The sequence below is a fragment of the Corynebacterium amycolatum genome, assembly GCF_016889425.1.
Lineage (GTDB): Bacteria > Actinomycetota > Actinomycetes > Mycobacteriales > Mycobacteriaceae > Corynebacterium > Corynebacterium amycolatum.
Genome location: NZ_CP069513.1, coordinates 1,258,420 through 1,277,506, shown reverse-complemented (window position 1 = coordinate 1,277,506; position 19,087 = coordinate 1,258,420). Strand labels below are relative to the sequence as shown.

General features: G+C 66.7%; 12 protein-coding genes. 3 read left to right on the top strand and 9 right to left on the bottom strand.

Annotated features, from left to right (window positions below; genetic code table 11):
- Positions 1–7 precede the first annotated feature (7 nt).
- From I6J19_RS05640 to pth, 3 genes are all read left to right on the top strand, one after another.
- Positions 8–985, top strand: a complete 978-nt coding sequence (locus tag I6J19_RS05640; RefSeq protein WP_016423206.1) for a ribose-phosphate diphosphokinase — start codon at positions 8–10, stop codon at positions 983–985.
- Between the two features lie 251 nt (positions 986–1,236).
- Positions 1,237–1,878, top strand: a complete 642-nt coding sequence (locus tag I6J19_RS05635) for a 50S ribosomal protein L25/general stress protein Ctc (protein WP_038626221.1) — start codon at positions 1,237–1,239, stop codon at positions 1,876–1,878.
- 144 nt (positions 1,879–2,022) lie between these two features.
- Positions 2,023–2,631 (top strand): aminoacyl-tRNA hydrolase, encoded by a 609-nt coding sequence (pth, locus tag I6J19_RS05630; protein WP_038626223.1) that lies wholly within the window; start codon positions 2,023–2,025, stop codon positions 2,629–2,631.
- Between the two features lie 230 nt (positions 2,632–2,861).
- Here pth and I6J19_RS05625 read toward each other — a convergent pair whose 3' ends face one another.
- The 9 genes from I6J19_RS05625 to I6J19_RS05585 all read right to left on the bottom strand — a co-directional run bounded on the left by I6J19_RS05625 (position 2,862) and on the right by I6J19_RS05585 (position 18,943).
- Positions 2,862–4,595 (bottom strand): ABC transporter ATP-binding protein, encoded by a 1,734-nt coding sequence (locus I6J19_RS05625; RefSeq protein WP_038626225.1) that lies wholly within the window; start codon positions 4,593–4,595, stop codon positions 2,862–2,864.
- Complete coding sequence (locus I6J19_RS05620; RefSeq protein WP_038626228.1) at positions 4,592–6,370, bottom strand: ABC transporter ATP-binding protein; 1,779 nt, start codon at positions 6,368–6,370, stop codon at positions 4,592–4,594. The genes I6J19_RS05625 and I6J19_RS05620 overlap by 4 nt, the downstream gene beginning before the upstream one ends.
- Positions 6,367–7,050 (bottom strand): SAM-dependent methyltransferase, encoded by a 684-nt coding sequence (locus I6J19_RS05615; protein WP_038629122.1) that lies wholly within the window; start codon positions 7,048–7,050, stop codon positions 6,367–6,369. Before I6J19_RS05615 ends, I6J19_RS05620 begins: the two co-directional genes overlap by 4 nt.
- A gap of 107 nt (positions 7,051–7,157) precedes the next feature.
- Positions 7,158–7,895, bottom strand: a complete 738-nt coding sequence (locus I6J19_RS05610; protein WP_038626230.1) for an ABC transporter permease — start codon at positions 7,893–7,895, stop codon at positions 7,158–7,160.
- The gene (locus tag I6J19_RS05605; RefSeq protein WP_038626232.1) at positions 7,892–8,644 is read right to left on the bottom strand and encodes an ABC transporter permease; all 753 of its coding nucleotides are present in this window, start codon (positions 8,642–8,644) and stop codon (positions 7,892–7,894) included. Before I6J19_RS05605 ends, I6J19_RS05610 begins: the two co-directional genes overlap by 4 nt.
- Entirely contained in the window at positions 8,641–9,660 is a 1,020-nt protein-coding gene (locus tag I6J19_RS05600) for an ABC transporter ATP-binding protein (protein WP_038626234.1), read from the bottom strand. Before I6J19_RS05600 ends, I6J19_RS05605 begins: the two co-directional genes overlap by 4 nt.
- The gene (locus tag I6J19_RS05595) at positions 9,657–10,835 is read right to left on the bottom strand and encodes a saccharopine dehydrogenase family protein (protein ID WP_038626236.1); all 1,179 of its coding nucleotides are present in this window, start codon (positions 10,833–10,835) and stop codon (positions 9,657–9,659) included. The genes I6J19_RS05600 and I6J19_RS05595 overlap by 4 nt, the downstream gene beginning before the upstream one ends.
- A complete protein-coding gene (locus I6J19_RS05590) occupies positions 10,828–17,160 on the bottom strand; it encodes a non-ribosomal peptide synthetase (RefSeq protein WP_038629124.1) in 6,333 nt (2,110 codons plus the stop codon). Before I6J19_RS05590 ends, I6J19_RS05595 begins: the two co-directional genes overlap by 8 nt.
- 10 nt (positions 17,161–17,170) lie before the next feature.
- On the bottom strand, positions 17,171–18,943 hold the full coding sequence (locus tag I6J19_RS05585; RefSeq protein WP_038626238.1) for an AMP-binding protein: 1,773 nt from the start codon (positions 18,941–18,943) through the stop codon (positions 17,171–17,173).
- Between the last annotated feature and the right edge of the window lie 144 nt (positions 18,944–19,087).

Here is a 19,087-nt window from a genome sequence, read left to right as displayed (position 1 = left end):
ACGGCAGATGACCGGCCAGTGGATCGATAACCAAAAGAACCTCATGCTCTTCTCCGGAAGGGCACACCCGGAATTGGGCGAGGCAGTTGCCAAGGAGCTCGGCACAGAGCTGACCCCGATGACCGCTCGTGATTTTGCCAACGGCGAAATCTTCGTGCGCTACGAGGAATCCGTCCGCGGTTCCGATGCCTTCGTGCTACAGGCACACCCGGCACCGCTGAATAAGTGGCTCATCGAGCAGCTGATTATGATTGACGCGCTCAAGCGCGGTTCGGCCAAGCGCATCACCGCTATCCTGCCGTTCTTCCCATACGCCCGCCAGGACAAGAAGCACCGTGGCCGTGAGCCGATTTCCGCTCGCCTGGTCGCTGACCTGCTCAAGACCGCCGGCGCTGACCGCATCGTCTCCGTGGACCTCCACACCGACCAGATTCAGGGCTTCTTCGACGGCCCGGTCGATCACATGCACGCCATGCCGATTCTGTCGGAGTACATCAAGAAGAACTACTCCCTGGACAACCTCGTCGTGGTCTCCCCTGACGCCGGTCGTGTGAAGGTTTCCGAGAAGTGGGCCAACACCCTGGGCGATGCCCCGCTGGCTTTCATTCACAAGACCCGTTCCGTCGATGTCGCGAACCAGGTTGTCGCCAACCGTGTGGTCGGCGAGGTCTCCGGTAAGACCTGTCTACTCATCGACGACATGATTGACACCGGCGGCACCATCGCCGGCGCTGTCAAGGTGTTGCGTGAGGCTGGCGCTGAGGATGTCATCATCGCTACCACGCACGGTGTCTTCTCTGACCCAGCTCGCGAGCGCCTGTCGAAGTGCGGTGCCCGCGAGGTCATCACCACCGATACTCTGCCGCAGTCCACCGAGGGCTGGGACAACCTGACCGTCCTGCCAATTGCGCCGCTGCTGGCTAAGACGATCCACGAGATCTTCGAAAACGGTTCCGTCACCACTCTCTTCGAGGGCCAGGCATAAGCTCTTTCCGCTTGCCGACGGGCACCCCGCTGCGACCAGCAACCTAGTTTTGCTGGTGGTGGCGGGGTTTGCTGTTTGACCTGTTAGTCCACTACAATTTTTCCGGTAAGTCTCGGCGAGGGCGACCACAGTAGCTGGTTGCCGTTATCGACGCGACGCTCGCAGCCCAACTTTTGCGCCCCACAGAGGCATGGATGCGGCACGTGCTCGACTCGACGACTCAGTATCGAATCGTTTAGGAGTCCATTTTCATGGCAAAGCCCAACATCATCAAGATTGATGCTCGTAACCGCACCGAGTTCGGCAAGGGTGCCGCTCGCCGTGCCCGCGTTGCTGGCGACATCCCGGTTGTCATCTACGGCGCTGACCTGGATGCTCCGAAGCACATCCTCGTTGACACTCTGGATTTCCACGCTGTCATCCGTAACCACGGTGTCAACGCTGTTCTGGACGTCAACATCGAGGGCGAGTCCCAGCTGTCCATGGTTAAGGCTGTTGACCAGAACCCGCTGACTCTCGACATCGACCACGCTGACCTGCTCGCCATTCACCGTGACGAGAAGGTTGAGGTTGAGGTTCCGGTCGTTCCGACTGGCGAGCTCGCTCCGGGTGCCCTGCTCATGCAGGATGCCGAGACCATTCTGGTCAACGCACCGGTTCTGGCTATTCCGGAAGAGATTGAGGTCTCCGTCGAGGGTGCAGAGGTCGGCACCATGGTTCACGCCGGCGACGTTACCCTGCCAGAGGGCCTGGTCCTCACCGACGACGCTGACCTGCTCATCTTCAACATCGTCGAGCCGGAGGAGGAGCCGGCTGGTGACGTCGATGCCGACATCGAGGGCATGGGCGAGGCTGAGACCCCGGATGAGCCAGCTGAGGAATCCGCTGAGTAATTTAAGCGCTGAATAGCTCTAGCTGACTGAGCCAATACAGGCTTTCACGCTTAGCTAACAAAAAAGGGACGGACGCTCTTGTCCGTCCCTTTTTTGCACTCCCCAAAACCAAAAGATTGCTTACCGTGTGCCAAGATTGAACTCATGAACGCCTCCACCACGCCTCTACTTGTCGTGGGCCTCGGCAACCCTGGGCCCAAATATGAACTCACCCGCCATAACGTCGGACATCTGGTGCTAGATGAACTAGCTAGCCGCACTTCTCCGATGCCGTCGTCGTTTAGCGTGCACAAGAAGTCCAACGCTGAGATTGTGCAGACTCGGTTTAAAACCTCCGATGGTGGCGAGCGACAGGTGATTCTGGCTAAACCCCGGACGTACATGAATCTGTCGGGCGGGCCGGTCGCGGCGCTGGCGAAGTTCTTCAGCATCGCACCTACCGACGTCGTGGTGGTCCACGATGAGCTAGATCTGGACCCGGGCGTGGTCCGCCTCAAACGTGGCGGTGGCGAGAATGGCCACAATGGGCTGCGTTCGACCTCGAAGTCATTGGGCACGAAGGACTACATGCGCGTGCGCATTGGCATTGGTCGTCCTCCGGGCCGCCAGGATCCAGCTGATTATGTGCTGCACAACTTCAATGCCAAGGAGCGCGAGGAACTCGCTTTCACCCTGCCCACCGCGGCGGAGGCAGTGGAGCTAATCGCCAGCCACGGGCTGGAAATTGCTCAGAACCAGGTGCACGGGCGGTAGCAGATAGAGGCAAATGGCAGCAACGAGCCCCCCTTCCCTCCCAACTTTCACTGGGATGAGAAAAGGGGGCTATTTTCGCGTTCCCGGGAGCTTCAGTCTTTACAGCTCGTCGGTGTTCGTGCTGCTCGGCGTTTTCGTCGGCGGTTTCGCTCTGTCCACCGAGCGTCTGGCGGTGGGATTCGGGAAGCTGCGGCAGGGCGCCCGTGAGGGCATCGACCAGGTGATGAGGATCAGGCGCCCGGGGAGCTCCCCGTCCGGCACGCCCACGACTCGGCGTAGCGACCGCCCTTCGCCAGCAATTCATCGTGCGTACCCCGTTCTGCGACCGTCCCGTCCTCTGAAAGCACGACGATGAGGTCGGCATCGCGGACGGTGTGCAGGCGATGGGCGACGACGATCACGGTGTGATCGCCGCGCAACGCCTCCATCGTGCCGACGATCGCCCGCTCAGTGGCCGCATCCAGCGAGGACGTCGGCTCGTCGAGAAGCACCACCGGGGAATCCTTCAGAAGCGCCCGGGCGATGGCGAGGCGCTGCCGCTCGCCTCCCGACAGCAGCGTCCCCTCCTCCCCCACCGGGGTATCCCACCCGGAAGGCAGCAGCTCCACGATGCGGTCCACCCCGGAACGCCGGGCGGCCTCGCGCAAGCGGTCCCCGTCACCGGGCCCGGAACCGAATTCGGGGTCGGCGAAGACCACGTTGTCCCGCACGGACGCGTCGAAAAGGAACGTCTCCTGGAACACCGGGGTCACCAGCGAGTTCACGCCGTCGGTGCCGATTCGAGGCAAGGGCACCCCGCCGATGAGGATCTCCCCCGAGTCCGGATCATGAAAACGCGACAGCAGCCGCATGACCGTCGTCTTGCCCGCCCCCGACGGTCCCACTACGGCAACCAGCGCTCCCTGAGGTGCACGGAAGCTGACGCCGTCGAGAACCTTCTTATCCCCGTACCCGAAGCTCACGCCGCGGAACTCCACGTCATGCCCGTCGGGCGGCTCCGGTGCGGCAGGTTCGGGAAGGGCGGGGATTGCCCGCAGATCACGCAACGCAGCCAACGTGTTGCGGCCCGCACCGAAACCGCCGGACAACGCTCCCGCCGTGGTGATCGGTCCGGTGAACTGGACGACCACGATGAGCATTGGCGCCAAATGCGCCGGCGCCATCCCGCCCGTCGCGGCGACTGCCACGGCGACGATTACCGCCGCCGTGAACACCGCATGGACGACCGAACTCAACCGTCCGATGGCCGCCCCCTGCGTCGACGTCGCCTTCGCGAACGCATCGTGTTGGGCCCGGATCGCCTCATCCACCATCGCGTCCGCCGCCGAACCGTCGCTCGCGGCGCGAATCGCCTGCTGGCAGCGGGTGAACTCGATCAGCCTGCCGGAGACGGCAGCGACGGCGTCAGCATGCGCTTCGTCCGACTCCCCGCCGACCCGGCCAATGGCCCGGTAGGCGAAGAAGATCACCGGCGCCGACGCGACGAGAACCAAACCGACGCGCCAATCCACCGCCAGAATTCCGAAGGCGATGACGGTCGGCGCAACCACCGCGGCGATGACGGGCCGCAGGATCACGTGCGGCACGGACGCCGCAAACGCGATACCCGACGACGCCATCTCCGAAAAGCGGCCGGCCGTGGACTTGGTGACGTACCCGAGTGGCAACGTCAGCACGCGTTCGCCCAGGGAACGCAGCAGGGACGACAGCACCGCTGCGGAATTCGCCCTGCCGACCGTCCCCGCGGCGAGAGACAGCACCGCATGGGCGGCCGCGAGGCCGGCGATGACGCCGGTGAAACGCCACGCCGTCGCATCATCTCCCTCGGCCAGAGCCGACAGCAGCGGCAGCAGCGCGACGAACGCCGCTCCCTGGGCCAGCGCGGCAAGCGCGGCCAACGCAATGAGCCACGCCAGCGTCATTCTCGAGCGCCGATCCGTCATCGACCACAAGTCCCGAATCATCGGTTCCCCGCCTTTTCATCGTCTGATTCAATGCCCCGCGGGGCGGATGGTTCGTCGTCGAGCGCGAACGCGCGCCACAAATCCCGGTAGCGGCCACCGCGCGCAAGCAACTCGTCGTGGGTACCCGCCTCCGCGACCGCTCCCCCATCGAGAACGAGGATGCGGTCGGCGTTGCGGATCGTGCTCAACCTGTGCGCGATCACAATCACCGTCCGCGAACGGGCCAAACGCTCGATTGCGGACTGGATGAGGGCCTCGGAAGCCGGATCCGCGTAAGCGGTTGCCTCGTCGAAGATGAGCACCGGCGCGTCCGTGACGATCGACCTCGCGATGGCCACGCGCTGCGCCTCGCCACCGGAAAAGGTCACGTCGACGTTGACCACCGAATCCAGGCGCTTCGGCAGCGCCTCGATGATCGCATCGAGGTTCGCGAGCTTCGCGGCCGCCATGATGTCGCCGTCGGTGGCGTCTCTCTTGGCCAGCCGGATGTTCTCCCGCAACGGCAGCGTGAGCAACTGCGGATCTTGGAACACCACCGACACCGAGCGGTGCACGTCGCGCACGGCGATGTCGCGGAGATCGACGCCGCCCAGCAGCACCGAGCCTTCGACGGGGTCGTGGAAACGCGCCAACAACCGGGCGACGGTGGACTTTCCGGAACCGGAGGACCCCACCAACGCCGTGAGGGTCCCCGGTTCGAACGTCGCGGACATCCCATCGAGGACCCGCGGCCCATCCCCGTAGGAGAAGACCAGGTTCCGGACCTCGAGCGCGCCCCCGCGCACGGGCACCGGATCGGCGGGCTCGGCGATCGGCGGCGTGCCCAGCACCTCCGCGATGGATTTCAGGGCCGCGATCCCCGCGATGATGGGTTCGGAGTTCATGGCCACCCGCACGATCGCCGCGGAGAATCCAAGGCCGAGAACCAGCCCGGCGACGAGGCCCTCCGGTGTGCCGCCCGCGGCGTCCCTCAGAGCGAGGCCGGCGCCGCACACCACTGCGAGGACCGTGATCGGAGACGTCACCACGTCGATGAGCCCAAGATAGACGTTCGACTGCCGAGACCAGGCGGACCACGCGCGGACGAACGACGACGCCGCGGCATCGTAGCGGCCCGAGCCCTGGTTGGCGCGTCCGAAGGACTTCATCACCGGGATGCCGCGCACCAACTCGATGACCGCGGCCGTCACTCCTTCGGAGGCTCGCTCGTAGTCGCGCTGAAGGCCGGCGCCACGCGACATCATTACGCCCATCAGGGCGAAGGTGACCAGCACCGGGACGACCGCCACCGCCGCAATCCGCCAATCCACCGCGACGAGCGCGATGAGGGAAAGCAGGGGAACCAGCACCGCCACCACGGTCTCACCGACGGTGTGGCCCATGAGCTGGTGGACAGCCGCGACGTCCTTCTCAACCGACCCGATGATTCCCGACGAGCGCCGGGCGTCCAGCCAGCCCAGCGGCAACTTCCGGATTTGGGCGACCAGCCGGCGCCGGAGGTGGAGCTGCAGGTCGTTATCCGCCCGGTGCGAGAGCATGCCGGCGGCGCCGTCCGCGGCCATGCGCACCGTTGCGGCGACGACGATGACAGCCACGGCCAACCACGTCCGATGCTCCGGGGCCTCCGGGTACGTCATCGCGATGTCGATGATGCCGACCAGCGAAGCAACGGTAGCCACCGACGACAGGACGGATAACGCGACCACCGCACGCATCCGAGTCCGGATCGGGGCGAGCAGCGACCACGGGCCTACGGTCCCGTCCACGGCGCTCACTTGCCCGCCTCCCCGATCGCGCTTTTCTTCGTGAGAGTGCAGAAGTACACCATGCCGGCGTGTGAGGCTCCGCCCAGCTTCAGCCCGTTGGCTTCGGCGAGGTCCTCGAGCTCGCTGCCCCGGAACACCCGGTGGCCCATCTTCGCCATGACGGCCATGTCGACCCGCTCGTTCACGTCGGGATCCTCGGCGAACGTCTGCACGTAAGCGATGCCGCCGTCGGCGAGCAGCCCGGCGACCCTGCCGAGCGCGGCACCCGCATCCTTCATTTGGTGGAGCGCGCCGCACACCCAGATTTCATCGGTCCTGCCGGGCTCTCCCGCGAGCGGCGCAAGGACGTCGGCGACGTGGAATTCCGTCCGGGCCCCGAGCCCTTCGACGGCGGCGCGTTCGCGGGCGATGCGAATCGCATTGGGCGACAGGTCGTAGCCGACGATGTTCGCCCTGCGATAGCGAGGCTCGGCGGCGAGCATGCGGGCGAGCCACCCGGTTCCGCAACCGAGGTCGAGAACCCGGGCCGGTGCATCCGGCCCGGGATCCAGCGCACGGAGCTTCCGATACACGGCGGCGGCGTCCATCGGTTCACGCGCATAGCGGCTGAGGAACCTCGGCTGGACCTTGTCCTCGTAGGCCGCGAGGAGTCTGCGGTTGTTCTGGACGATCTGGGCAATCGACTTCATCTGGTTCTGTCTCCGGGGTGTGTGGGCCGCGTCCACGCGGCGGTTTCGGGTTAGGTGCTCGGGTTCGCGGGCCATCGTCGGCGGCGATGCCCCCGTGGACGTGCCCGTCATGCAGACTCCCCCGGCCTCGTTTTCACGGCGATGCCCCACGCCGCAAGCACGGCGATGCCTAAGAACCAGGCCGCGCAGACCACCAGACCCGCAGCCCCGTTGCCGTTGACGGCCTCGCCGGCCGCGGATACGGGGGTGTGCCCGGCGATTCCGCGCAGGAGAGGACGGAAGTGGTCGGCGGGCATGAGCACCGTGTTGACGAACATCGCAACGATGATTAACGGGATGAGGGCCACGGAGCCCTGGGGGCTGGTGATGGAGAACGCGATGTACGTGCCGGTGCATGCGGCCGCCGCGGCAACCATCGCGCCGGTCACCGCGATCCTCCACCACCAGGACGCCTCAGGGGGGCTGTCGGAAAGCAAGGCGGCCACCGCCACGACGACGACCGACATCGCCATGATCCGGATGAACTCGGCGATGATCCGTGCGGCCGGCACGGCCGCGTACGGCGCCGGCATGGTGATCAACCGCTCGTGGAGGCCATTGCTGCGTTCAACGAACACAGTGGACGATCCCGTGATGGCCAAGATGAACGCCCACGTCGTCACGACCAGGATGACCGCGTTCGGGAGTTCGAACTCTCCGGTGAGCTGCCTGACCAGGCCACCGAACATGCGGTTGACGATGAACAGGTACACGAGCGGAGCAATGAACGTCATGAACCAGAAGTCGGGGCGCCGCAGCCAAATGTGGGCAATGCGCCGCAGATGCACGAAGATGGGGCCGATCATGATTCGCTCCTCGAGGTGAACCGGCGGATGAACAGGACGATTCCGGCGACCGCCGCGACACCGAGCCACAGGGCTGCCTCTTCCCCGGCACTATCCGGGAAGGCATCCGGGGACGCCGCCCTGATCACCTCGATGATCGGCGAAAACGGCATGTGACGTACGACGTCGCGCAGGGAGCCGTCCAAAGCGGTCGCCGGAATGAACGCAGTGGAGAACATGAGCAGCAGCATTTCCAGCGCCTGGATCGATGAGGCCGTCGACACCGGGGCGGGCACCATCAGGATCACCCCGTCCGTGACCAGGGACAGGACCGCCGCGGCGAACAGCGACCACAGGACAGTCCACGCGACGTCACCGACAGCCATGTCGAGGCCGCAGGCCCACGCGACGACCAGCAGCGCCGCGATCGACGCGGACATCCGCAGCACATCGGTGACGAGCCTGCCGGCGACATAGCCGCCTGTGGCCCCGGGCAACACGCGCACGCGGTCAACGAGCCCGGATTCGACGTCCTGTCCCACCGCCATCGCCGACGCCGCGGCGGTGAACATCGCCGCCTGGAACAGGCAGCCGCCGAGCACGAAACGCAGGTACCCGAAGCCGGATTGCCCCGCCGAGTACCCAAACACCGCGTACAGGCACAGCAGAAAGAGGGGCGGAACTACGAACATGGAAATCAGCGACGCGGTGTTGCGTCGCAACAGTAGCAGATCCCGACGGAGAAACGCCGCGACCGACGTCGCACTCATCGCGCCGCACCCCCTGCGTTCATCGATATGAATACCTCGTTGAGGGTGGGCGGCGACACGCTCAGCGAATCCGGCAACGCTTCCGAGGCCTCCATCGCCTGCGCCACCGCCTCGAGGACCCGCGGTCCGGGGTCGACGTCGAGGGACACCGACTTCCCCGCGACGCGGGCGCCGTCCAGGCACGTTCCTCCGAGGCAGCGGGCGAACGCCTCCGCCTCGGCGGTGGTGGCAAAGGACACGCGGAGCACGTGCGACCCGAAGTCGCGGCGCAATTCCTCCGGCGTTCCGCTGGCGACGATGCGGCGATCCTTGAGCAGATGGACGTGGTCGGCCAGCGCCTCCGCCTCTTCCAGGTACTGGGTGGTCAGCACCAGGGTCATTCCGTCGTCTCGCAGCTGCCGGATGAAGCCCCACAGCTCTTCGCGGCTGACCGGATCCAGCCCCGTCGTGGGTTCGTCGAGGAACAGCAGCCTGGGCACGACGCACAGCGACGCGGCGATGTCGAGGCGGCGCCGCATGCCACCCGAATAGGCCGACGCCAGCGTCGAGGCACTGTCTGCGAGCGAGAATTGCGCGAGCAGTTCCGTCGCGCGGGCGGCCGCGGCGGCGCGGTCGAGTCCGCGCAGCCGCCCGAAGAACTCCAGGTTCTCCCGGCCGGTGAGGTTCTCGTCGATCGCCGCGAATTGGCCGGTGGTGGCAATGTCAGCGCGCACGCCCGCCGGGTTCTCTTTCACATCGCGCGAGAAGATGCTCACCTCGCCGGAGTCGGCGGTGATGAGCGTCGACAGGATTCGGATGAGGGTGGTCTTGCCTGCGCCGTTGTGACCGAGGAACGACACGATCGCCCCGGCGGGCACGGTGAAACTCACGCCGTCGAGCACATGCTTGCGCATCCGGGCACCGCGCTTTCCCTTGCGCCCGCCTTCGGGCGGGGTGCCCGCTTTGCCCGCAATCGGGTAGCTCTTCGTGAGGTCGCGTACGACGATCGCCGCACCTCGTTCAGCTTGATCCGTCATCGTTTCCCCTTTTCTTTGGTATCGCAGTGGGCCGCTGTCGGCAGCGGCCCCGTGGTCGGGTTGTCATGCGGCACCTCGATATGGATGCCCGCATCGCGGGCGAAGGCGAGGACCGGTTCGAGGAGCCGGGGGTGGCCGACGAGATCCCGGCACCCCGGCGCGACCGGCTTCCCCGCGACCGCCACAACGGTGGCGGCAGCAATCGCCGCGGTCATTTTGTAGGAACCCGGGCCGGTCGCCCGGACGACGGTCGTCTCGGCCGCCGGGCCCGCATCGCCCGCGCCGGCGGACGACAGTGCGACGACCAGCTCGGCGGGTTGCGGAGTGCCCTTCGCCCGCGCCTTCCGCGATGTCACGGCCGCCCCGAGACGGGCGAGCAGACCGGAGACAACGGGCATCGAGTACAGTCTCGACGTGCGGATTTTCTCCACCGACTCATCGGGGAGGGCATCGAAGGCGACGTGGTAGGAATATCCACGGATCGAGGGGCACACCTCGCGTACGACGTCGATGTCCGGGCATTCGTAGCTGATTCCGCTTTGCGACGACACCGGGTTGCGCCGCACCTCGACGATGGTGCCGCCGAGCATCGTGCGGTATCCGCCGCGGATAGTCCGGAACATTGACTCGACCGCCGCGGCCCCGGATTCCTGGTCGGCGCCGATTCGCAGATCGACCCGCACATCGCGGACCTCTTCGGCGCCCGCGGCGCGGGCCCCGAGCACCAACAGGGCCGTCGACAAGCCCGGGCACAGACCGAACCCGGTGAGCACGGGAACCCCCTCCCGCCGGGCATCCCCGTCGAGGGCCATGATCGCGCGGCGGGCGTCGATCGAATCGTTGACGTCGATGTACCCGGTGCCTGAGTCGATGCAAGCACGGGCGAGTGAGTCTGCGTGCACCTCGAACGGGCCGGTGCAGTTGACCACCCAATCGTGTTTGCGGAAGACCCTGCAGATCTCGTTGTGGCCGGCGGCGATCCTCAGCGGGAAGTGCCGCCCCGGGCCATCGTCTGGCTTCTGCCGGGAAGTGTAGGCCAGCTCAATCCCGTCGACGACGCCGAGCATCCCCCGGACGAGCCGTCCGGTGACGCCGGTACCTCCGGCCACCAGCACTTTCACGGGTTCGCCCGCGTCGCGGTCCCGTGCTTCCCCGCCGTTTCGTCGGTCAGTCATTTTCCATCTCGTTTCCCCGGTCCCGCGACCGGTCGATTCCTTCGGACGACGGGTCCGCTGCCCTGTCGTCCGTTTCCGGCGCTCGGCGCCGGCGTTCGATGTACTCCCCGATGAGGGCCCCGGTCAGCGCGGCATCCTCTCCGAGGACGAACGAATAGTGGTTTCCCGCGACGCTGGCGACGCAGAGGTCATCGACGAGGTGGTCCCGCCACTGGTCGTGGTTGTGAGCCTCGCCGTCATCGGGGAGAACGAACAGCGCCTCCCTCACCCGACCCTCGGGCCGGTACCGGGTGCGGGCATCGATGAGCGAGCGCAGCGAGTTGAACTCCGTCGCCGTCACCCGGTCGCCGGAAAGCCCAAGGTCCTCCAGGAGCGTCGGTGCGACTGCTGCGGCCAGGGCACGCAGACGGGCCCCCCGTTCCTCGTCGGTCTCATCGACCCCGCCGAACTCCGCCCAGAGGCGGGCAACCGGCGTTCCGTGCGGGAGATCGGCGATCGAGGGCACCACCCGGGACAGCAGCCCCTTTTCGGATTCCGCGCCGAAATCCCCGACGTCGACCGCGATCCCCGGAGCCAGGCTGTCGAGAAACACCAGCGCGGGATCAAGATCGGCCAAACGGAGCACCATCTCGGCCGCGATGGTGCCGCCGAGGCTCCATCCGACGATCGCCGGGGCGGCACCGTCGACGAGCACCTCGCGGACCCGGCCCGAGTAGTGGGCCGCGATGTCGCCGATGCCGATGGCGTGGGGGAATGGTCTCTCGAACTCCGCGAAGCCGACGCCCCACACCTGCCCGCCACCGGGGATCGCGAGGGCCAGGTCTCGGTAGATGTCGACGGTGCCGAATCCGCCGTGGACGAGGAAGATCGGGTGCGCCTCATCGCCGCTGCGCAATAGGACCAGCGAACGGTCCGCGGCCGACGCGCCGGGATCATCCGCGTCCCGCCGGTCGGTCGGCGTGGCCGTCGACTGGCCGACGAGCTCGGCCACGCCACGTGGCGTCGGCTTGGCCAGCGCTTCCGCGAGCGGCACCGATGCCCCGGTGATGTCCTGGATCCGCTGCATCAGATTCACGAATCCCAGGGAGTCGTAGCCGAGGAGGAACAGGTCGTCGTCCGCGCCGGCTTCGGCGCCGCCTAGGTCGGCCCGGACCATCCCGGTGATGACCGTCAGGTATTCGCGAACTCGGCCCATCAGGTCCCCGGATGCGATCCTCGAGATCGCGCCCGACCTGTCGCGCTCCGCCGATGACGCGCCCGCGACGCCGTCGCCGATCGCCCCACCGCTGGAAGAAGTGCCCCCGACCGCCAGACGCAGGCGCCGAACCTGGCCGACGCTCAGCGGCGCCGCTTCGGGGCAGCCCCCGGCGAAGCCCGACACCGACCTGATGTAGTGGTCGAAGATGTCCTCCACCAGTTCCGGTTCCAGGATCTGCTCGACGAAATCCCAGGCGACGTTGATACGCCCGCCAACTTCCATCACTTGGTTGTCCAACAGCACCTGCGGGGTCTGGGAGATGGCGTAATCGACGTCACCCAGGACGTGGGCGCCCCTGCCCGAGCCATCGCCTGCCGCGGAACCCTCGCCGAACAGCAACGAGGTGTACACGAACGGCGCGATGGCCTGTCCGACGGGCAGACCCCGGTGGCGCGCGATGGCGCCGAGCAACGACACCCCGGAGTACCCGGCCGCCATGTGCCCGAGCAGCCGGTCGCGCAGTTCCGCCGTCCACCAACGGAGGTCATAGTCGGCGGCCGCTTTCACCGGCATCAGAATGACGCCGGTGAAATCACCGAAGACGCCGGCGAAGTCGGCGATTTCGGGATCACGGTTGTACGTGGTGATGTTGATGCCGACCGAATCCCCCCTCGACCACAGCGACAGGCTCGTCGCATAGCAGGCGAGAAGCAGTGCGGACACGCTGCCGTCGGCGGCGCTGGCCCGTTCCCGCAACAGTGCGGTTTCCTCAGCGGTGAACGTGTGCGACAGGCGACGCATCCGCGGCACATCCACGTCCACGGCCGCACCGATTGATGGAAGGGTGTTGCCGGGCGGGAAGTCCTCGACCACTGTCCGAGTCAACGTCTCATCGCCACGCCCGACCGCCGAAGCCTCCCGGCGCTTCATCTCCAAGACGTACGTGCGGTAGTCGCCGGTGACGGGCGGAAGCTCCGTTCCCCGGTACAGCTTGTCCAGGTCGTCGATGAAAATCCGTTGGCTCGCCCCGTCTCCGATGATCATGTCCACGCTGAAGAACAGGCGGTGCCGCCCGTCCGGGAGCGCGAACGCCGACAGATGGAACAAGGGCCAGCTGCCCAAATCGAATACCTGGTGGCTCAACTCATCGCGCTTGCGCCGCACCGCCTCGACCACGGTCGCCTCATCGGCGGCCCGGTAGTCGGCGACGGCAATGCGGTAGCGCGGAACCTCCGGCAGGATCCGCTGCGTGGCTTGTGCGGTGAACACGACGCGCAGCATCGGATGCCTGCGGATGAGGTTGTCGAGGGCGTCCTCCAGGCGGTCGATGTCGGTACCGGGTTCGGTGACGGATTCGATGTAGTAGTGCTCGGTGACGCCGCCCAGCTCGAACCCGGAGTTCCGGCCGACGTAGTAGGCCTTCTGCATGTCGGTCAGGGGGAACGGCGCGTGGGGGTCGTCCCCGAATTGTTCCACCGGATCCTTCCCGTGGGCACTCGCGGAGGATTCTCGGACGCCTCCTGCGACTGAACCGGCACCGCCGGCACAATCGAGGGAAGACACTGCCTCGGCGACGGCTTCAGACTCGGCACCGGACTCCCGCATGGCCTCCGAGACAAGGCCGGCGATGTGCGCGATGGTCGGGTCGGCGATGACGTCGCGGAAACGGAGCCGGACGCCCGTCTTCTGCCGGATCGCGCGCATCATAACCTGGAATTGCAGGGAATCGCCGCCGCGGCGGAAGAAGGACTCTCCCGCGCCGCACGCCGGATCCGCCGCACTCGTCGACGGGGCTTCCCCGAGGATCTCGTCGAAGACTCCGGACACCAACTCGATCGCCCCGGGGACGGCGACGGAACCATCCGCGCCCGCGGCTCCGGCCTCCGCCCCGGCGACCTCGCCATCGGCCGTTGCCCCGCCGCCCGCGGCGCCGACGTGCCTACGAATTTCCTCCTGATCCAGTTTCCCGTTGACGGTGACGGGCAGGTGCGCCACGGGCAGCAGGACCGTCGGTACCATGTACGCTGGCAAGCAGCGGGCGAGCTCGGCCCGGACGACATCCCGCGAGCCGGTCATGTCGTCCGCCGGAACGTAAAGGCACGCCAGGAGTCCCCGACCGCCCGATTCGACGACCGCCGCCATCGACGCGGTCACCAGGCCGGACCGCTCGAGGACCGATTCGATTTCTCCGAGTTCGACGCGGAAGCCCGCGATTTTCACCTGACGATCGCGGCGGCCGAGAAATTCCACGAAACCCTCCGCGTTGAAGATGCCCACGTCTCCGGTCCGGTAGCAGCGCCCGATGCCTGGGACATCCACGAAGGCGGCAGCGGTCCGCTCTGGATCGGCCGCATACCCCTGCGCGACGCCGAGACCGCTGATGTGGATTTCCCCCGGCACGCCGACGGGGCAATGCACCCCGTCGGGCGCGAGCACGTGAATGCCCTGGTTCGCCAGCGGGTACCCGTAGGGAATGCGGTTTTCCAGGCTGTCGCGTTGCAGCGGGCAGTAGATGGACCAAATGCTTCCTTCGGTCGCACCGCCGAGGCTATTGATCGACGCGTTCGGGAACATGTCCATGGCGCGCGCCGGAAGCCCCGCTGCGATGCGATCGCCGCTAAGCAATACGGTGCGCACATCCGGGAACACGTCGTCGTCCGACGCCCGGACCAGGGCGAGCTCCAAAAGGGCGGGCGCGGAGTTCCACAGCGTGACCCGCTCTTCCCGCAAGACGTCGAGGATTTCATCGGCGTCGCGCTCGTCTCCGACCATCGTCACCGTCGCGCCTGCCGCAAACGCCCCGAACACGTCGTAGACCGACAGGTCGAATCCCAGCGACGACAATCCGATGATGCAATCGGCGGAGGTGACCCCATACCGCCGGTTCACGTCGAGGATGGTGTTGATGCAGTTGCGGTGACTGATCCGCACACCCTTTGGCCGGCCCGTCGTCCCCGAGGTGAAGATGACGTAGGCAAGGTCGTCAGGGGCAGTGCCAAGCGAAGGGTGCGCACCCGCGCTGCCCGCGCGGTCGCAGACTTCCGCGGCTGCGGGCTTGCCGACGCCCGCCACTCCGCTTTGGTCCAGTTCATCGATCACGCCGGTGTCCAGAATCGGGCCCGACGCACCTGAGGCTTCCACGACGTATTCCTGTCGCTGGGCCGGCATGCCCGCGTCGACGGGCACGAATGCGGCTCCCGCACGCAATGCGCCGACCATGTTGACGATGTCGTCGGGATGCTTGGTGTAGCGCACGATCACCGCGTCCCCCGCCCCGACGCCGGAATCTGAGAGATGGCGGGCGATGCGTCCGGCCCGGGCCCAGACCTCGGCGTAGGTGTACGAGATGCCCCGGGCGGCGAGGCGCACGGCCGGCGCGTCCGGAGTCGCCGCGTATGCGGCTTCGACAAGCGAAACCAGGGTGTCATCGTGGATCGGGCCCGCAGCGTCGTTGTAGCGGGCGACGGCCCCCTCCGTCTCCGCATGACGGATGGGCAGAGCCTCTCCCCCCTCCGCCACCACGTCCAGGGCCTCCGCAACGGCCCCGAACATCGCATCTACCGCGGGGAAGTAATCGTCGACCACGTCCCACGACAACGTCATCCCGCCCGATGCCGGCATCACTTGGATGTCGAGGCACACCTGCGCGGTTTGCGTGTAGATGCGTTCGATGACTGGGCTGCGCCCGCTGCCCCGCTCGCCGCCGAGGTAGCTGGTGAACACCACCGGAGCAGTGGCCTGGGTCTGATTGGCCGCGTCCCGGAGGAATCGCTGTAGCACCTCCACACCGGAAACGCCGCGGTGGGACAGCCCTTCGCGAATGTCCAGGTCGATCGCCTCCGCCAACCCGTCGATGGTCGCGGCTCTCCCGGCGTCGACGCCGACGAGCATCGATGAAGTGAAATCTCCCATCACCCTCGTGCCCGCGGCGAGGCCGCTGCGTTCGCTGACAGTCACGTTGACCGTCAACGCCGATTCGGGCAGCCACCTGCAGACGACGGCGGCGTTGACGGCCATTACCAGCGACGACAGGGTAACTCCAATGCGGCGGGCCCGTTCGCCGAGCTTGGCGGTGATCTCCGCGTCGAGCACCGTGCCCAAGCGCCGGGTCGACCAATCGTCGTCACCCCTCACGGCCGCCGGGAACTCCGGGCGCCGCGGCAGATCTGCGGCCTTCTTCTCCCAATAGGCGAGGTCCTCGGCTCGTTTCCCGTCGCGCCGGCGCGCAGAGATTGCCGCCAGGGCATCCCCATATCTGGAAGCCGGAGCCGGCGGCTCCCCGGCCAGCAGGGATTCGAGCTCGTCGAAGAACAGGTACACCGAACCCGCATCCATGACGATCATGTTGAAGTAGATGAACATCCTGCACCCGCCCGCATCTGCGAGCAGCCTCGCGGCGACCATGGGACCGTCCTCGTTCGACGATCGCGCCGCGGTTCGCATGTCCCGACGGATCTCCCCCACCGCCGCGTCGACATCGTCGCCGGACCCGACTACCTCGACGGTGGCGAGGCACGCGCCGGTCGGGCTCAAGACCCCGGCATCGACATCGAGCCGATGGAACAGCACGTCGTGACGCCCGAAGACCGTCCGCACGGCCTCCTCCACCTGCGGCAACGAATAGTCGTGCCGGGATTCCGCGTAAATGTACGTCGCTTGGCCGCCAAGCTCGATGTCCTCGTCCGCGCCGAGCAGGTAGGCGGTCTGGATTGGATTGAGCGGGACCGCATCCGCGGGACCGGCCCCATTTTTGCCGGCACAGCCGTCATCCGACTCACCCGTCGCTACAGCGGGGTCGGCCCCGGCAGCGGCGCCTGCGGCAGATCCGGCATCAGCGCCACCCCGGGCGGCGTCGATGACGGCCGCCAAATCAGCGACCGTGACCCCGGGGTCCATCGCCCCGTAATCGATGGTGACCCCGTACTCGTCCTCCAGCGCCAGCAGCATCTGGAGGAAAGTCAGGGAGTTCGGGATGTGGTCGCGGAGTTTCACGTCCGCCGAATCCAGGTGCACGCCGATGGCGTCGGCGATGGACTCCGACAGCCTTTCGGGGGCGACTCGGGCCCCGGTGCGGGCTTCTCCCACGGCGGTAGATGCGACGGCCGGCGCGATCGTTTCATTGGTCATCGTCATCGCCTCAGAGCAGAGCCTCGAGCTTGCGGCGGAGCTTCTTGCCGTTCGACGCGACGGGCAGCTCGTCGACCCACAGAACCCGGGAGACGGGCACCCCGGCGACGCGCATCAGCTCGGTCGTCGCGGACCGGGTCACCGCCTGTTCATCAATCGGAGGTTCATCCCCGTCCGATTGCCCGGCACCGGTCGCATCGTCGGCCTTACGATCGGTCGGGGTCCGCCTGGCCAAGAACACGGCGATCTCCTCTTCGCCCGTGGCTGGGTTGCTCCGGCCGAGAACGGCAACATCGCGGTCAAGCACATTCTCCAGCACGGCTTCCAAATCAGCCGAATAGTAATTCCGGCCGTTGACGAAGATGATGTCCTTCTTCCGGCCGAGGACGAACAACTCGCCGTCGCGGAGAATGCCCATGTCCCCCGTTGCGAACGCCCCGTCATCGGTGAGCTCGTGCTCCACGATCCCCTCTGCTGTGATCGCGGCGCGGGTCATCGGAGCGCCGGCGATGTGGATTTCACCGACGGTGCCGTCGCCGAGGACCCCGCCCCCGTCATCGCGGATGGTCAACGAGATCCCCGGGACGGCCTTGCCCAAGGCGACGAACTCAGCTCCGGACTCGCTCTCGATGTCCTCGAAACGCTGCCCCGTGGCGATGCCCGTCCGGTCAAGTCGCACCGTGGACAGACCCGAGTAGATGTCCCGGGTCGTAACCAGGAGGCAAGCTTCGGACATTCCGTAGGCGGAGGTCAGGGCATCCTCCCGGAGGCCCATGGCGGACATCGCCGCGAGGAACTTCCGGGCCAATGGAGCGTCGATGGGTTCAGAACCGCTCATCAGCTTCTGGACGTTGGAGAAGTCGTAACCGTGGTCATCCCCGAGGGGCCGGCGCTCGAGATAGCGCAGGAAATGCTTGAACGCGAAGTTCGGGCACACTGTCACCGTCGGCCGGTGCCTGGTCACGGCCTCGAACCACCTCGGGGGATCGGCGACCACCTCGGAAACCGGCAGCAACACCTGGTCGTACCCACGAAAAAGGGCGTAGACGTGGAAGCCGATCAGCGAAAGGTTGTGGGTCAAAGGTAGCCACGTGAGCATCTTGTTCTCGTACCGGTGCGCGTGGCGTGGGATCGTCGCGCGCAGACCGTTCAGCACGGACTCGTTGGTTACGATGACGCCTTTTGGCGATCCCGTGGAGCCGGACGAAAACTGGATGAGGGCTTCGCCGGCCGTCCCACCTCGCACCGGGAACGCGGGGACCGCCCCGGCGCCATCCCCGGAATCCACGTCCCCCGCCTGAGAGAAGTCCGATTCAGCATCACCCGGCATCGCCGCACCCGGTTCCGCGGCAGCGTCATTGACGATGGACACGTCGAGCAGCCGGTCCTCGCCCACGACCACGGCGCCGTTTGCGCCGGTGAGCAGCGTGTGACTGCGTTCGTCGACCAGGATCGGGGCCCCGGGCATCATGTCCGAGAGCGTCCGCACCCTGTCGACGTCAACCGGGCCCGACACCGGCGGCGCAAGCGCCGGAACCGCGCCGGCGTAGACGCAGCCCCAGAACGCCCGGATGAGCCCGCGGTTCTCCGAAACCTGGAAGATCACGCGATCGCCGGGGCCGATGCCGGCTTCGGCCAACCGAGTCGCAGCCGCCACCGCCTCCGCATGGACCCGGCCATACGGGACGAAGACGTCCCGCCGATTCTCGACGAAGGTGATCCCCTTTTTCGTCTCATCGGCCTTGTCCCGAAGCACGTCGCTGATGGTCCGGATCGTGTTCATTGGTACCTCTTTCGGTTGTCGGCGCCATGCTGGTGCCGGGCGGACCGGGCCCGCATGGCGTGACCCGGAGGATGTGTCTGAAGGGTTGAAAGGGTGAAGCAACTGGGTGGGGCGCGTCTCCGCACAAGCTCGGAAACGCTCGCG